Source organism: Pseudomonas synxantha BG33R (genome assembly GCF_000263715.2).
Classification (GTDB): domain Bacteria; phylum Pseudomonadota; class Gammaproteobacteria; order Pseudomonadales; family Pseudomonadaceae; genus Aquipseudomonas; species Aquipseudomonas synxantha_A.
This window is the reverse complement of sequence record NZ_CM001514.1, coordinates 4,165,360-4,179,022: the sequence shown is the minus strand read 5'-3', so window position 1 is coordinate 4,179,022 and position 13,663 is coordinate 4,165,360. Positions and strand designations below refer to the sequence as shown.

Sequence of the window (13,663 nt, the reverse complement as noted above, 5' to 3'; positions counted from 1 at the left end):
TTTCTCGGTCCAACCCTGAGGTTCCTACGACATGTCAGCCGTTCGCAGCAAGATTTGCGGGATTACCCGCATAGAAGATGCGCTGGCGGCAGTCGAGGCAGGGGCCGATGCCATCGGTCTGGTGTTTTATGCCAAAAGCCCGCGCGCGGTGAATGTGCTGCAGGCGCGGGCCATCATTGCGGCGCTGCCGCCTTTCGTGACCACCGTGGGCTTGTTCGTCAACGCCAGTCGCTGCGAACTCAATGAAACCCTGGATGCGGTGCCGCTGGACATGCTGCAGTTCCATGGCGATGAAACGCCTGATGAGTGTGAAAGTTATCAGCGCCCGTACATCAAGGCGTTGCGGGTCAAGACGGGCGACGATATCGCCGCGGCGTGTGCCGCGTATATCGGCGCTCGCGGGATCCTGCTCGACACCTACGTCGAAGGCGTACCGGGTGGTACGGGTGAGGCGTTCGATTGGTCGCTGATTCCCGAGGGGTTGAGCAAGCCGATCATCCTGGCCGGTGGGCTCAACCCTGCGAACGTCGGGGCTGCCATCGAGCAGGTGCGGCCGTATGCCGTGGACGTCAGCGGTGGGGTGGAGCAGGGCAAGGGCATCAAGGATCACAACAGGATTCGCGCATTCATGCAGGCCGTGCGCAACAGCAGTGGCGGGATGTGACGGCTGGCAGTCTGCCGCCGTCCATAACTACCACTGTGTAAAACAGCCCGGCGCCGCCTGTGGGTGGCCCGGAAATGAAGTGGCAACCCTGCGCTGGCAGGTTGTCTGGAAGGCTGAGGATGCAGGCGGGAAATGGCAGGTCCAACGTCTGACCCCGTCCCGCAGGCATCATCGCCACATATGAATTTAGCTCAAGGGCATACGCGGGGCTGTGTTCAAGCCACCGGTACTGGAGAAAGAAAGCATGAGCAACTGGTTAGTAGACAAACTGATCCCTTCGATCATGCGTTCCGAGGTGAAGAAAAGCTCGGTTCCTGAAGGTCTGTGGCACAAGTGCCCGTCCTGCGACGCGGTGCTGTACCGCCCGGAGCTGGAAAAGACCCTGGATGTTTGCCCCAAGTGCAATCACCACATGCGTATCGGCGCGCGCGCGCGCATCGACATCTTCCTGGATGCCGATGGCCGCAACGAACTGGGCGCTGACCTGGAGCCGGTCGACCGTCTCAAGTTCCGCGACAGCAAGAAGTACAAGGACCGTCTGGTCGGTGCGCAGAAGCAGACCGGCGAGAAGGACGCGCTGATCTCGGTCAGCGGCAAGCTGCTGGGCATGCCGGTGGTGGTCTCGGCCTTCGAGTTTTCCTTCATGGGCGGTTCCATGGGCGCCATCGTCGGTGAGCGCTTTGTGCGTGCAGCCAATTACGCCCTGGAAAACCGTTGCCCGATGATCTGCTTCGCCGCCTCCGGTGGTGCGCGTATGCAGGAAGCGCTGATCTCCCTGATGCAAATGGCCAAGACCTCGGCGGTACTGGCGCGTCTGCGCGAAGAAGGCATTCCGTTCATCTCGGTACTGACCGACCCGGTCTACGGCGGCGTTTCCGCCAGCCTGGCGATGCTCGGCGATGTGATCGTCGGCGAGCCCAAGGCGCTGATCGGTTTTGCCGGCCCGCGTGTGATCGAGCAAACCGTGCGCGAGAAGCTGCCGGAAGGCTTCCAGCGCAGCGAGTTCCTGCTGGAGCACGGCGCTATTGACCTGATCATCCCGCGTGGCGAGCTGCGTCCACGTCTGGGTAACTTGCTGGCGCAAATGATGGGCCTGCCGACGCCTGTGTACGTCGCGCCTAAAGTCGAGCCAATCGTCGTGCCGCCGGTGCCTGCAAACCTATGACCCAACGTACCCTGGGCGAATGGCTCGCCTACCTTGAGCAGTTGCATCCGTCCGCCATCGACATGGGCCTGGAGCGCTCGCAACAGGTAGCGGCCCGCCTCGGGTTGGGCCAGCCGGCACCGCGTGTGATCACGGTGACCGGCACCAATGGCAAGGGCTCCACCTGTGCCTTTGTCGCGGCGCTGTTGCAGGCCCAGGGCCTGAAGGTCGGCGTGTACAGCTCGCCGCACCTGCTGCGCTACAACGAGCGGGTACAGCTCAATGGCGTCGAAGCCACGGACGAGCAGTTGTGCGCAGCCTTCGCTGCCCTGGATGCCGGGCGTGGCGATATTTCCCTGACCTATTTCGAGATGGGCACCCTGGCGGCGTTCTGGCTGTTCGAGCGTGCGCAACTGGATGTGGTCGTACTGGAAGTCGGCCTCGGCGGGCGCCTGGATACGGTCAATGTGGTGGATGCCGACCTGGCGCTGGTCACCAGCATCGGGGTTGATCATGCCGACTACCTGGGCAATACCCGCGAGTCAGTGTCCTATGAAAAGGCCGGGATTTTCCGCCAGGGCAGGCCGGCGCTGTGTGGCGACCTGGATCCGCCGCAACCTTTGCTGGACAAGGTGCGCGAGCTGGATTGCCCGTTCTACCTGCGCGGTCGTGAATTCAATCTCGACATCGGTGCGACCCATTGGCAATGGCGCGGGCGTGATGCCCGTGGCAAGGTGGTCGAGCTGCTTGATTTGCCGCTGCTGAACCTGCCGATGGAAAACGCTGCACTCGCGCTGCAAGCCTATTTGCTGCTGGATCTGCCGTGGGATGCCGAGCAGATCGGCGCAACCCTGCGGGCGACGAAAGTGGTGGGGCGCCTGGATCGTCGGGTGCTCGACTGGCAAGGCAAGCGCCTGAACCTGTTGTTGGATGTGGGTCACAATCCCCATGCGGCTCACTATTTGGCGCAGCGCCTGGCGCGCACGCCACCGGCCGGCCGTCGCCTGGCGGTGTTCGGGCTGTTGGCCGACAAGGATCTGGAAGGCGTGGTTGCGCCGTTGCTTGGCAGTGTTCAGTCTTGGGCTGTTGCGCCGCTGGATACACCGCGTAGCCGGCCGGCGGCTGAGCTGCAAACCGCCTTGCAGAACCTTGGCGCGCCCGTGACGTCGTATGCAAGCATCATTGCCGCCCTGGAGGCGCAGTGTGCGGTGGCTACGGCCGAGGACGAGATCCTGTTGTTCGGATCATTTTATTGTGTTGCCGAGGCGCTCGAATGGCTGGCCCGGCGCTCCACGGAGGAAGCTGCACATGGCATTACTGGATAGCGCATACAAGCAGCGAATGGTTGGAGCCCTGGTGTTGGTGGCGTTGGCAGTCATCTTCCTGCCGATGCTGTTTTCCCGTCAGGACGAGCAGCGCCAGGTGGTGGTTGAAGCACCCGCTGCGCCCCAGGCGCCGGTGGTGCCCCAGGTTCAGGTCGAGCCGGTGGTGGTGCCCGAGCCTCAGGCGTTGCCGGAAGAACCTGTACCTGTCGAGGAGGAGGTCGCTACGCAACAGGCTCCTTCGATGCCGGTGCAGCCAAGTGTGCCGGTGGTCAAGCCAGCGCCGGCACCCGCTGTCGCTGCCAAACCGCCGGCACCGGCGCCAACGCCCAAGCCTGTGGCGCCGCAGCCTGCTGCGCCGGGTAAACCGGATGTGGGCCAGAGCCGCATTGATCCCAATGGCCTGCCGATCAGTTGGTCGATCCAGCTCGCCAGCCTGGCCAATCGCGAAAGTGCCGACGCCTTGCAGAAAAAGCTGCGTGCCCAGGGTTATAACGCCTATATCCGCAGTGCCGATGGCAAGAATCGGGTGTTTGTCGGGCCGCTGATCGAGCGCGCCGAGGCGGATCGCCTGCGCGATTTGCTGGGCCGCCAGCAGAACCTCAATGGGTTTGTGGTGCGTTTCCAGCCCGAGCGCGGCTGATTCAAGCAGGCATTAACGCAATCTAAGTGTGGGAGGGGGCTTGCTCCCGATAGCGGTGGGTCAGTCAGTACATCTGATACTGACACACTTCAATCGGGAGCAAGCCCCCTCCCACATTGGTTTAGGGTGGGCTTGAAATGGCGTTCACACTGCCCAATCTATTGATTTGCAAAGCAGCCGCAATCACCGCTTACCGATAGCCCGGCGCTCTGCTAAAATGCGCCGCCTTATCCGTACGTAGGCTGCACTGTGCCATTTACCTGGGTTGATTGGGCGATCGTTGCAATCGTCGCCATCTCCGCTTTGATCAGTCTGAGCCGCGGCTTTGTAAAAGAAGCACTGTCGTTGCTGACCTGGATCATCGCAGGAGTCGTAGCCTGGATGTTCGGTGGTTCACTGTCGGTCTACCTGGCCGGGTACATAGAGACACCTTCGGCTCGCGTCATCGCGGGCTGCGCCATCATGTTCATCGCCACGCTGCTGGTGGGGGCAATGGTCAATTATCTTATTGGCGAGTTGATACGTGTCACCGGCCTCTCCGGGACCGATCGATTTCTCGGCATGGCCTTCGGTGCCGCGCGTGGCGCGTTGCTGGTGGTTGTGGCGGTCGGGCTGTTGAGCCTGGGGCCGGTACAGCAGGATTCGTGGTGGCAGGAGTCGGTACTCGTGCCAAAATTTCTATTGGTTGCAGATTGGTCCAAGAACCTCATATTGGGGTGGAGCAGTCAGTGGCTGGCCAGCGGAATCAGCGTACCCGCTGATCTTCCGTTCAAGGAACACCTCTTGCCGGCGCAAACGCCTCAGTAAGCTGTGTTCAGTCAAGATTCATTAAGTAGGGGTTGCGTCGCATGTGTGGCATCGTCGGTATCGTCGGTAAGTCGAACGTCAATCAGGCGCTGTATGACGCGCTAACCGTCCTCCAGCACCGCGGCCAGGACGCTGCCGGTATTGTGACCAGCCACGACGGCCGGTTATTCCTGCGCAAGGACAATGGCCTGGTGCGTGACGTGTTCCATCAGCGTCACATGCAGCGCCTCGTCGGGCACATGGGTATTGGCCATGTGCGTTACCCGACTGCCGGTAGCTCGACTTCGGCCGAAGCTCAACCGTTCTACGTCAACTCGCCTTACGGCATCACCCTGGCGCACAACGGTAACCTGACCAACGTTGAACAGCTGGCCAAGGAGATCTACGAATCTGACCTGCGCCACGTCAACACCAGTTCCGACTCGGAAGTGCTGCTCAACGTGTTCGCCCACGAACTGGCCCAGCGCGGCAAGCTGCAGCCGACCGAAGAAGACGTGTTTGCTGCCGTGATCGACGTGCACAACCGTTGCGTCGGTGGTTATGCCGTGGTGGCGATGATCACCGGGTACGGCATCGTCGGTTTCCGCGACCCCCACGGCATCCGCCCGATCGTGTTCGGCCAGCGTCACACCGACGAAGGCGTCGAGTACATGATCGCGTCCGAAAGCGTGTCCCTGGATGTACTGGGCTTTACCCTGATCCGCGACCTGGCGCCGGGCGAGGCTGTCTACATCACCGAAGACGGCAAGCTGCATACCCGCCAGTGCGCCGTTGCGCCGACGCTGACCCCGTGCATCTTCGAACACGTCTACCTGGCGCGTCCGGACTCGATCATCGACGGTGTGTCGGTCTACAAGGCGCGTCTGCGCATGGGCGAGAAGCTGGCCGAGAAGATCCTGCGCGAGCGTCCTGAGCACGACATCGATGTGGTTATCCCGATTCCGGACACCAGCCGTACCGCTGCGCTGGAGCTGGCCAACCACCTGGGCGTCAAGTTCCGCGAAGGCTTCGTCAAGAACCGCTACATCGGCCGTACGTTCATCATGCCCGGCCAGGCTGCGCGCAAGAAATCGGTGCGTCAGAAGCTCAACGCCATCGAGCTTGAGTTCCGCGGCAAGAACGTGATGCTGGTGGACGACTCCATCGTACGCGGCACCACCTGCAAGCAGATCATCCAGATGGCCCGCGAAGCCGGTGCGAAGAACGTGTACTTCTGCTCTGCTGCGCCTGCGGTGCGTTACCCGAACGTGTACGGTATCGACATGCCGAGCGCCCACGAGCTGATTGCACATAATCGTTCGACCCAGGACGTGGCCGACCTGATCGGCGCCGACTGGCTGATCTACCAGGACCTGCCGGACCTGATCGAAGCGGTTGGCGGGGGCAAGATCAAGATCGAGCAGTTCGACTGTGCCGTGTTCGACGGCAAGTACGTGACCGGAGATGTCGACGAGGCTTACCTGAACAAGATCGAGCAGGCGCGTAACGACTCGTCCAAGATCAAGACCCAGGCGGTCAGCGCGATCATCGACCTGTACAACAACTGAGTAGACACCGGCCCTGAGGGGCCGGTTTTGTATCTTAAATAACGTATTGAGTAAGGAGTCGCAGCATGAGTCAGGAATGGGATGCCGGTCGGTTGGACAGCGACCTCGATGGCGTAGCTTTCGATACCCTGGCTGTGCGCGCCGGCCAGCACCGCACCCCGGAAGGGGAGCACGGTGACCCGATGTTCTTCACCTCAAGCTACGTGTTCCGCACGGCGGCCGACGCTGCGGCGCGTTTTTCCGGTGAGGTGCCGGGCAACGTGTACTCGCGTTACACCAACCCGACCGTGCGCGCGTTCGAAGAGCGTATCGCGGCCCTGGAGGGCGCTGAGCAGGCTGTGGCGACCGCGACCGGCATGGCGGCCATCCTGGCGGTGGTGATGAGCCTGTGCAGCGCTGGCGACCATGTGCTGGTGTCGCGCAGCGTGTTCGGCTCGACCATCAGCCTGTTCGAGAAGTACTTCAAGCGCTTCGGTATCGAAGTGGATTACGTGCCCCTGGCGGATTTGTCCGGCTGGGATGCGGCGATCAAGGCCAATACCAAGCTGCTGTTCGTCGAATCGCCGTCGAACCCGCTGGCCGAGTTGGTCGACATTGCTGCGCTGTCCGAAGTCGCCCACGCCAAGGGTGCGATGCTGGTGGTGGATAACTGCTTCTGCACCCCGGCCTTGCAGCAACCGCTGAAGCTGGGTGCGGACATCGTGGTGCATTCGGCAACCAAGTTCATCGACGGCCAGGGCCGTTGCATGGGCGGCGTGGTGGCTGGACGCAGCGAGCAGATGAAGGAAGTGGTGGGCTTCCTGCGTACCGCCGGCCCGACCCTGAGCCCGTTCAATGCCTGGATCTTCCTCAAGGGGCTGGAAACCCTCAGCCTGCGCATGAAAGCCCATTGCGCCAACGCCCAGGCCCTGGCCGAGTGGCTGGAGCAGCAGGACGGTATCGAGAAAGTGCACTACGCTGGCCTCAAGAGCCACCCGCAACACGCCTTGGCCCAGCGCCAGCAGCGTGGTTTTGGTGCGGTGGTGAGTTTCGAAGTGAAGGGCGGCAAAGACGGCGCCTGGCGCTTTATCGATGCGACGCGCCTGATTTCCATCACTGCCAACCTGGGCGACAGCAAGACCACCATCACTCACCCGAGCACCACCTCCCACGGGCGCCTGGCGCCGCAGGAGCGTGAAGCCGCCGGTATCCGTGACAGCCTGATCCGCATCGCGGTGGGCCTGGAAGATGTCGCTGACTTGCAGGCAGACCTGGCCCGCGGGTTGGCGGCCTTGTGATCGAGTGGTCTATGGAGGCTACAGCGGCCACTAACGGGCGCGTTGCGCTGGTAACGGGGGCGGCGCGGGGCATTGGCCTCGGTATTGCCGCGTGGCTGATCAGCGAAGGCTGGCAGGTGGTATTGACTGACCTGGACCGCGAGCGCGGTTCCAAGGTGTCCAAGGTGCTGGGCGAGAATGCCTGGTTCATCACCATGGATGTGGCCGACGAGAAGCAAGTCGCCCAGGGTGTCGCCGAGGTGCTGGGGCAGTTCGGGCGACTCGACGCGCTGGTCTGCAATGCCGCCGTGGCTGACCCGCGCAATATCACCCTGGAAAGCCTCGATCTGGCGTACTGGAATCGCGTGCTGGCGGTGAACCTCGGCGGGCCGATGCTGTTGGCCAAGCATTGCGCGCCGTACCTGCGCGCCCACGGCGGTGCGATCGTCAACCTGGCCTCGACCCGGGCCCGTCAATCGGAGCCGGACACCGAAGCCTATGCGGCGAGCAAGGGTGGCCTGCTGGCCCTGACCCACGCCTTGGCCATGAGCCTGGGCCCGGAAGTGCGGGTCAATGCGGTCAGCCCCGGCTGGATCGATGCGCGTGATCCTGCTGCGCGCCGTGCCGAGCCGCTCACAGACGCCGATCATGCCCAGCACCCTGCGGGCAGGGTGGGCACGGTAGAGGACGTGGCGGCGATGGTAGCCTGGTTGCTGTCGCGTCAGGCCGGGTTTGTCACCGGGCAAGAGTTTGTGGTGGACGGTGGCATGAGCAAGAAGATGATTTACAGCGAGTAGGGCGGTTAGCCGTCTTGAAGTGATTTTGTCTTTTTCAGAAAAACTTCAAGCAGGCTATTGACTTAGGTCCGCTACCTGCGTAAATTTCGCGGCCTCAACGAAGCAAAGGGTGATTAGCTCAGCTGGGAGAGCATCTGCCTTACAAGCAGAGGGTCGGCGGTTCGATCCCGTCATCACCCACCACTTCTTGAGAGTCTTGCCCCAGGGCAAGACGCAACGTTAAAGGTTGCACCGACGCGCAGCGGTAGTTCAGTCGGTTAGAATACCGGCCTGTCACGCCGGGGGTCGCGGGTTCGAGTCCCGTCCGCTGCGCCATATTTTCCAGGTTCGATGTATCGGGCTTGAGATTGAACAACCCAGGTTGATCGATCAGATGTTTAAAGGTGGTTGAGGCTTTACGCTCAATCAGCCAAGCGATACGCAGCGGTAGTTCAGTCGGTTAGAATACCGGCCTGTCACGCCGGGGGTCGCGGGTTCGAGTCCCGTCCGCTGCGCCATATCTGCCTCAAGGTCCACTGAACGCCTTGAAGCACAAGAAAGCCACCGGCTGACTTGATCCGATAGCAAAGACCCTGGTCGAAAGACCGGGGTTTTTTGTGTCTGGCGTTTGAAAAAACGTCATGGTGTTTGTGACATCGTCCTCATTCATAGGCAAGCGGCTGACAGATCGTCTCGATCTTGTCGGCCGTTTTGCGTTGTTGTGTCAAAAAATTTCAATGTGGTTATTTGCCGCAGGCGCAGAAACCTTTAAAGTTAACCCTTCGGTCAACTTTGCACTGTCATCATGGCCTTTTGATTCGTCGCAAAAAGGCTTCTGCAAGTCTCGATATTCGGTGTACTTAACCATAAGGGCGGATTTATAACCGCTCAGAGGATGATCCATGTCCAACCGTGAAATAACCCGGCGCTCGTTCCTCCAGGGCGGCCTGGTGGCGGGTGTGAGCGTCACGCTGACACCGCTGAGCACCCAGGCGCTGGCTGCCCTGATGGAAAACAGCGTTACCGTGCCGTCCGAAAAATGGCTGGGCAATAACGGCAAGGCGCGCCAGCGTAACGATGCGTTGTCCAAAGTGTGCGGCAGCAAAGTCTTCGCCCGCGACATCCGCTCCAAGGACATGCCCGGCTGGCCCGTGCAGCAAGGTCACGCCATGCTGCTGAAAACCATCAAGGCCGACCATATTTATGCGGGCTACGACCTGGCGTGGCTCGGCGCCGATCTGCAGCCGGATCGTATCGTCACCGCTGCCGATCTGGACAAGGACGGTATCGTTTTCCCCGAGGAACATGCTCCGGATCCGCTGCTGCCTGAAGGCAAGGTGCCGATGTTTATCGGTCACCCGGTGGCGATCCTGATCTGGAACGATTTCGAGCGTTTCCGCCAGGCCAAGAACAAACTCAAATTCAACGACAAGGCGATTCGTTACGGCGCCAAAGTGCCGTACTACGAAGGCGACCCTTACGGTAGCTTCCGCTATGTGCGCGTTGGCGGCCCCACCTCGGCCGATGAAGACGAATTTGCCAGCCTCAAGGATTCGATTCTGTTTCCGATGCTGAAAAACCGTCGCCCGGTATGGAATTCACAACCGAATCTGCACGGCAACCTGACCGAGCGCGGTCTGTTCTACGCCGACCGCATGAAGAGCCAGATCAACACGCCGCCGGACAACTGGCTGGTGTTCGACGAGCGCTACAAGACTCCGTCAATCGAGCCGGCCGCCATGGAGCCGGACAACGGCAACGGTTGGTACGATCCGGCAACCAAGACCCTGCACTTCGTGGTGGCCACCCAGTGCCCATTGGAGGTTGCCACCGAGACGGCGAAAATGATCTCGCCGTCGCGCTTCGGCCTGGCCAACCTGAACATGCACCCCGGTTACACCGTGGGGTACGGCTCCAAAGACCACAACATCTTTGTCTACTACGCCGCCCTCGCGGCGTTGTACGGTGCCGGCGTGCCGGTGCGTCTGGCCAATGACCGTTACGAGCAGTTCCAGAGCGGCATCAAGCGTCATCCGTTCGACATTCGTTATCAATTGGCTGTCGACAAGAACGATCACAGCTTCAAGATCTTCCTCGCCGACATGAGCGTCGACGGCGGTGGCCGGATCAACTACAGCCCCTCGGTAGCCGCAGTAGGCGCCACGGCCGCACAGTCGATCTACTACATGCCGCAGAACGACCTGCAAGTCACCGCGTATCACTCGCGGGGCGTTGAAGCCGGTTCGATGCGTGGGTACGGCACCCTGCAGAGCATGGCCGCGACGGAAATGATGGTCGACGAAATCGCCGGTCGTCTCGGTGTGGATGCTATCGAGTTGCGCCGCAAGAACGCACTGCGTTCGGGCATGAAAAACACCCAGGGCGCTATTCCTGCCGGTGCGTTGCGCCTGCACGAAATTCTCGACAAAGCCTCTGTTCACGAGGTCTGGAAAAACCGCGACGCGATCAAGCAACAACGCGAAGCCGCAGACCCGGATAACTGGTACGGCGTGGGTTTCGCTATCTGCCAGAAAGACTTTGGCACTGGTTCCGAAGCACCGATGGCCAGTATCGAATTCAGCGCTGACGGTCGCATCAGTCTGCGTCATATCGGTATCGAAATCGGCACCGGTATGTCTACCTCGCAATCGCTGGTCGTTGCCGATTTCCTTGGCAGCCCGGCCCACGAAGTGAAGACTGGCGAAACAGAGTGGAAGGAAATGCAGCTGATCACCAGCGGCAACCCTTACATCATGAGCCAGGCCGAGCAGGACAACCTGCTGCGCAACCCGCGCTGGGTGGGCAAGCTCGCTTCGGCATCTTCGGCCACCAACTCGGCGTACTACTTCAGCCACGCCACCCGTGAAGCGGCGCGCGTGCTGTTCAACCATGGTTTGTGGCCAGCGGCGCTGGAGATCTGGCGTCAGGGCCCGTTCGGCGGTCAGGCCAACCCCTATGTGGTGCGCCGCGAAGATGCGCATTGGGTCGACGGCAAGCTCACCGCCAACGGCATGCAGCCGCTCAGTTTTGAAGAATTGGCCAAGCGTGCCCACGAGCGCGGCCTGGTCACGGCGGCCACTGTGCACGGTTTCAACCGCTGGAGTTGGGCCGAGGCTGAATACAGCATCGACGGCGTGCGCGAGCGCCTGCCGCTCGACGGCCTGGCCGTGAAGTACGGCGACGGCGCGCCAAAAGCCAAGCAGGCGCTGATGAGCACTGCCGGCTTCCATCTGCTGGATCGCCAGAACATCAGCTACCCCGCGACGCAGTTGAACAACGCTGCCGTGACTTACTACAGCCCGGTGGCCACATTGGTCGAGTTGAAGGTCAACAAGGGCTCGGCGCAGGTCGAAGTGCTCAATCACCATTCGTGGATCGAGTGCGGCCGCGTGTTGGTTGAGGAGTTGGTCAAAGGTCAGCTTGAGGGCGGTGTCGCCATGGGCATCGGCCACGCATTGATGGAGGAAATGCCGCTGTATGAGGGCGGGCCGGGGGAGGGTGACTGGAACTTCAACCGTTACCGTCTGCCGATGGCGCGTCACGTTGCCGTGTGGAAGCAGACCTCGGAGATTTTGCCGGCGCTGTCGCCGAGCGATCCATCCAAGGGTATCGCTGAAGTGGTGATGATCCCGATTGTCGGGGCCATCGGTAATGCCGTGGCGCACGCCATCGGTAAACGTGTTCGCGACCTGCCAATCACTGCTGCGCGCATCAAGGAAGCCCTCAATGCCTAATCGTCCGCTTCAACTGACCCTCAATGGTCAATCCGTCGGCCCAGTGGACATCCCTGATGACCTGCCGATGATCGATTACCTGCACGAATACAAAAACCTCACCGGTTCGCGTCTTGGCTGCGGCCAGGGTATTTGCCACGCTTGCGTGGTCATCGTCGACAACCCGGACGGCACCAGCGAAGAAGTGCGCACGTGCATCACCGGCGCGCATTACTTTGAAGGCAAGCGAGTGCGCACCATTGAATCCCACGCCAAGCGCGATGAGTCGGGGCAGGTCATCGAACTGAACCCGATCCAGCAGCGCTTCGTGGATGAGTTTGCGTTCCAGTGCAGCTACTGCGCGCCGGGCTTCGTCAACGCGGCGACCGTGCTGGTGGAAAAGCTGCAACGTCAGCCGACCGTGCACAGCAAACTGGAACAAGTCATCGAGGACAGCCTTGGGCATCACGTCTGCCGTTGCACTGGGTACGTGCGTTATTACAACGCTACCCGCAACGTGCTGACCGATCTCGGCCTGGTCAAGGAGGGTTGAGCATGAAGCTTTTTCTGACCCGAATGACCCTGGCGGTCGGCCTGGCTGCGCCGATGCTGTTTGCCCATGCCGATGATCAGGTCAAGCGCGGCGAATACCTAGCCCGCGCCGCCGACTGCATGGCGTGCCACACTGCAGCGGGCGGCGCGCCGTTTGCGGGCGGGCTGCCGATTGTCTCGCCGTTCGGCACGATCTACGGCACCAACATCACGCCGAGCAAAGAGCACGGCATCGGCTTGTACAACGATGACGAGTTCTTCGCTGCGCTGACGCAAGGCAAGCGTCGCGACGGGGCGAATCTGTACCCGGCGATGCCGTATACCTCCTACCACCTGATGCCGCGCGAAGATTCGGATGCGATTCATGCGTACCTCAAAACCATCGAGCCGATCGAACGTGCAGCGCCGGTGACGAGCCTGAGTTTTCCGTTCAACGTGCGCCTGGGCCTGATGGGCTGGAATGCGTTGTACGGCAAAGCGCTGAAACTGGAGCCGGCCGAAGGTAAAAGCGAAGCCTGGAAACGCGGCCAGTACATGGTCGAAGTGCTTGGTCACTGCGGTGAGTGCCACACGCCACGCGGCCTGCCGGGCGCGATGGAGCTGGACAAGCGCCTGACCGGCGGCATCCTCAATGGTTACCTGGCGCCTAGCCTGCTCGCCACGGACCTGGCTGCCCGCGGCTGGAATGAACAGGACTTGGCCACATTCCTCAAGCACGGCATGAGCGCCCAAGGCACGATGTTCAACGAGATGTTCCCGGTGTTCCACAACAGCACCCAGGGCCTGAGCGATCAGGATCTGGCCGCGATGGCCACGTTCCTGCTGGGCGATAACCCGCCGGCCGCCAAAGCGCTGGTCGACGTGCCGGTGGATAAACTCAGCCAGAGCGCTCAGCGCGGCCGCCAGGAATACCTGAACGTCTGCGCCGGTTGCCACGCCGCGGGTGGCGAAGGCAAGCCGCACATCGCGGTGGCCATGCGCGGCAACACCACGCTGCGCCTGGAAGACCCGCGCAACCTGCTGCGCGTGATCGAGGACGGTATTGGCGAGCAGAAATTTTCCGGGTTCGAGCACATGCAACCGATGCCGGGGTTTTCCGAGAAGCTCAGTGCGCAACAGCTGACTGATCTGCTCAATTACCTGCGTCAAGGTTGGGGCGGCCAATCGGCTGAGCTGGCCGTAGGCGATGTGCAGAAGCTGCAAGCCGAGGCGCCTTCCGTCGAACACAAGGCGCATTGA

12 protein-coding genes and 3 tRNA genes are annotated in these 13,663 nt (G+C 61.4%); 14 read left to right on the top strand and 1 reads right to left on the bottom strand.

Annotated features, from left to right (window positions below; all coding sequences use genetic code 11):
- Positions 1-31: 31 nt before the first annotated feature.
- The 11 genes from PSEBG33_RS09250 (at position 32) to PSEBG33_RS09300 (ending at position 8,677) form a co-directional block, all read left to right on the top strand.
- Positions 32-664: a phosphoribosylanthranilate isomerase gene (locus tag PSEBG33_RS09250; RefSeq protein WP_005789755.1), complete on the top strand. Its 633-nt coding sequence runs from the start codon at positions 32-34 to the stop codon at positions 662-664.
- A 244-nt stretch (positions 665-908) separates the two neighbouring features.
- Complete coding sequence (gene accD, locus PSEBG33_RS09255) at positions 909-1,829, top strand: acetyl-CoA carboxylase, carboxyltransferase subunit beta (RefSeq protein WP_005789754.1); 921 nt, start codon at positions 909-911, stop codon at positions 1,827-1,829.
- Positions 1,826-3,133 carry a bifunctional tetrahydrofolate synthase/dihydrofolate synthase gene (folC, locus tag PSEBG33_RS09260; protein WP_005789753.1) on the top strand — a complete coding sequence of 436 codons (1,308 nt, stop codon included), beginning with the start codon at positions 1,826-1,828 and terminating at the stop codon, positions 3,131-3,133. Before accD ends, folC begins: the two co-directional genes overlap by 4 nt.
- Positions 3,117-3,773, top strand: a complete 657-nt coding sequence (locus tag PSEBG33_RS09265; protein WP_005789752.1) for an SPOR domain-containing protein — start codon at positions 3,117-3,119, stop codon at positions 3,771-3,773. Before folC ends, PSEBG33_RS09265 begins: the two co-directional genes overlap by 17 nt.
- 249 nt (positions 3,774-4,022) lie before the next feature.
- Positions 4,023-4,580: a CvpA family protein gene (locus tag PSEBG33_RS09270; protein ID WP_005789751.1), complete on the top strand. Its 558-nt coding sequence runs from the start codon at positions 4,023-4,025 to the stop codon at positions 4,578-4,580.
- A gap of 41 nt (positions 4,581-4,621) precedes the next feature.
- Positions 4,622-6,127 (top strand): amidophosphoribosyltransferase, encoded by a 1,506-nt coding sequence (purF, locus tag PSEBG33_RS09275; RefSeq protein ID WP_005789750.1) that lies wholly within the window; start codon positions 4,622-4,624, stop codon positions 6,125-6,127.
- A 65-nt stretch (positions 6,128-6,192) separates the two neighbouring features.
- Positions 6,193-7,404 (top strand): O-succinylhomoserine sulfhydrylase, encoded by a 1,212-nt coding sequence (locus PSEBG33_RS09280; RefSeq protein WP_005789748.1) that lies wholly within the window; start codon positions 6,193-6,195, stop codon positions 7,402-7,404.
- Positions 7,405-7,415: 11 nt separating this feature from the next.
- The gene (locus tag PSEBG33_RS09285; RefSeq protein ID WP_005789747.1) at positions 7,416-8,180 is read left to right on the top strand and encodes an SDR family oxidoreductase; all 765 of its coding nucleotides are present in this window, start codon (positions 7,416-7,418) and stop codon (positions 8,178-8,180) included.
- A 107-nt stretch (positions 8,181-8,287) separates the two neighbouring features.
- Positions 8,288-8,363, top strand: a tRNA-Val gene (locus PSEBG33_RS09290).
- Positions 8,364-8,418: 55 nt separating this feature from the next.
- Positions 8,419-8,495 (top strand) — tRNA-Asp (locus tag PSEBG33_RS09295).
- 105 nt (positions 8,496-8,600) lie between these two features.
- Positions 8,601-8,677: transfer RNA gene (locus PSEBG33_RS09300), tRNA-Asp, on the top strand.
- A gap of 206 nt (positions 8,678-8,883) precedes the next feature.
- Here the strand turns inward: PSEBG33_RS09300 and PSEBG33_RS29385 are convergent.
- Positions 8,884-9,063, bottom strand: coding sequence for a hypothetical protein (locus PSEBG33_RS29385; RefSeq protein ID WP_157264169.1), 180 nt, complete (start codon positions 9,061-9,063; stop codon positions 8,884-8,886).
- Between PSEBG33_RS29385 and PSEBG33_RS09305 the strand changes: the two genes are divergently transcribed.
- Genes PSEBG33_RS09305 through PSEBG33_RS09315 form a run of 3 tightly spaced genes read left to right on the top strand, consistent with a single transcriptional unit; the run spans position 9,062 to position 13,663 of the window.
- Positions 9,062-11,893 (top strand): xanthine dehydrogenase family protein molybdopterin-binding subunit, encoded by a 2,832-nt coding sequence (locus PSEBG33_RS09305; protein WP_005789746.1) that lies wholly within the window; start codon positions 9,062-9,064, stop codon positions 11,891-11,893. The genes PSEBG33_RS29385 and PSEBG33_RS09305 overlap by 2 nt on opposite strands.
- Complete coding sequence (locus tag PSEBG33_RS09310) at positions 11,886-12,425, top strand: (2Fe-2S)-binding protein (protein WP_005789732.1); 540 nt, start codon at positions 11,886-11,888, stop codon at positions 12,423-12,425. Before PSEBG33_RS09305 ends, PSEBG33_RS09310 begins: the two co-directional genes overlap by 8 nt.
- Positions 12,426-12,427: 2 nt before the next feature.
- Positions 12,428-13,663 carry a c-type cytochrome gene (locus PSEBG33_RS09315; protein WP_005789730.1) on the top strand — a complete coding sequence of 412 codons (1,236 nt, stop codon included), beginning with the start codon at positions 12,428-12,430 and terminating at the stop codon, positions 13,661-13,663.

Bases quoted from the DNA above. Each gene is read 5' to 3' on its own strand.
- PSEBG33_RS09250 (WP_005789755.1), top strand. From the start codon at position 32: ATGTCAGCCGTTCGCAGCAAGATTTGCGGGATTACCCGCATAGAAGAT.
- accD (WP_005789754.1), top strand. From the start codon at position 909: ATGAGCAACTGGTTAGTAGACAAACTGATCCCTTCGATCATGCGTTCC.
- folC (WP_005789753.1), top strand. From the start codon at position 1,826: ATGACCCAACGTACCCTGGGCGAATGGCTCGCCTACCTTGAGCAGTTG.
- PSEBG33_RS09265 (WP_005789752.1), top strand. From the start codon at position 3,117: ATGGCATTACTGGATAGCGCATACAAGCAGCGAATGGTTGGAGCCCTG.
- purF (WP_005789750.1), top strand. From the start codon at position 4,622: ATGTGTGGCATCGTCGGTATCGTCGGTAAGTCGAACGTCAATCAGGCG.
- PSEBG33_RS09280 (WP_005789748.1), top strand. From the start codon at position 6,193: ATGAGTCAGGAATGGGATGCCGGTCGGTTGGACAGCGACCTCGATGGC.
- PSEBG33_RS09285 (WP_005789747.1), top strand. From the start codon at position 7,416: ATGGAGGCTACAGCGGCCACTAACGGGCGCGTTGCGCTGGTAACGGGG.
- PSEBG33_RS09305 (WP_005789746.1), top strand. From the start codon at position 9,062: ATGTCCAACCGTGAAATAACCCGGCGCTCGTTCCTCCAGGGCGGCCTG.
- PSEBG33_RS29385 (WP_157264169.1), bottom strand. From the start codon at position 9,063: ATGGATCATCCTCTGAGCGGTTATAAATCCGCCCTTATGGTTAAGTAC.
- PSEBG33_RS09310 (WP_005789732.1), top strand. From the start codon at position 11,886: ATGCCTAATCGTCCGCTTCAACTGACCCTCAATGGTCAATCCGTCGGC.
- PSEBG33_RS09315 (WP_005789730.1), top strand. From the start codon at position 12,428: ATGAAGCTTTTTCTGACCCGAATGACCCTGGCGGTCGGCCTGGCTGCG.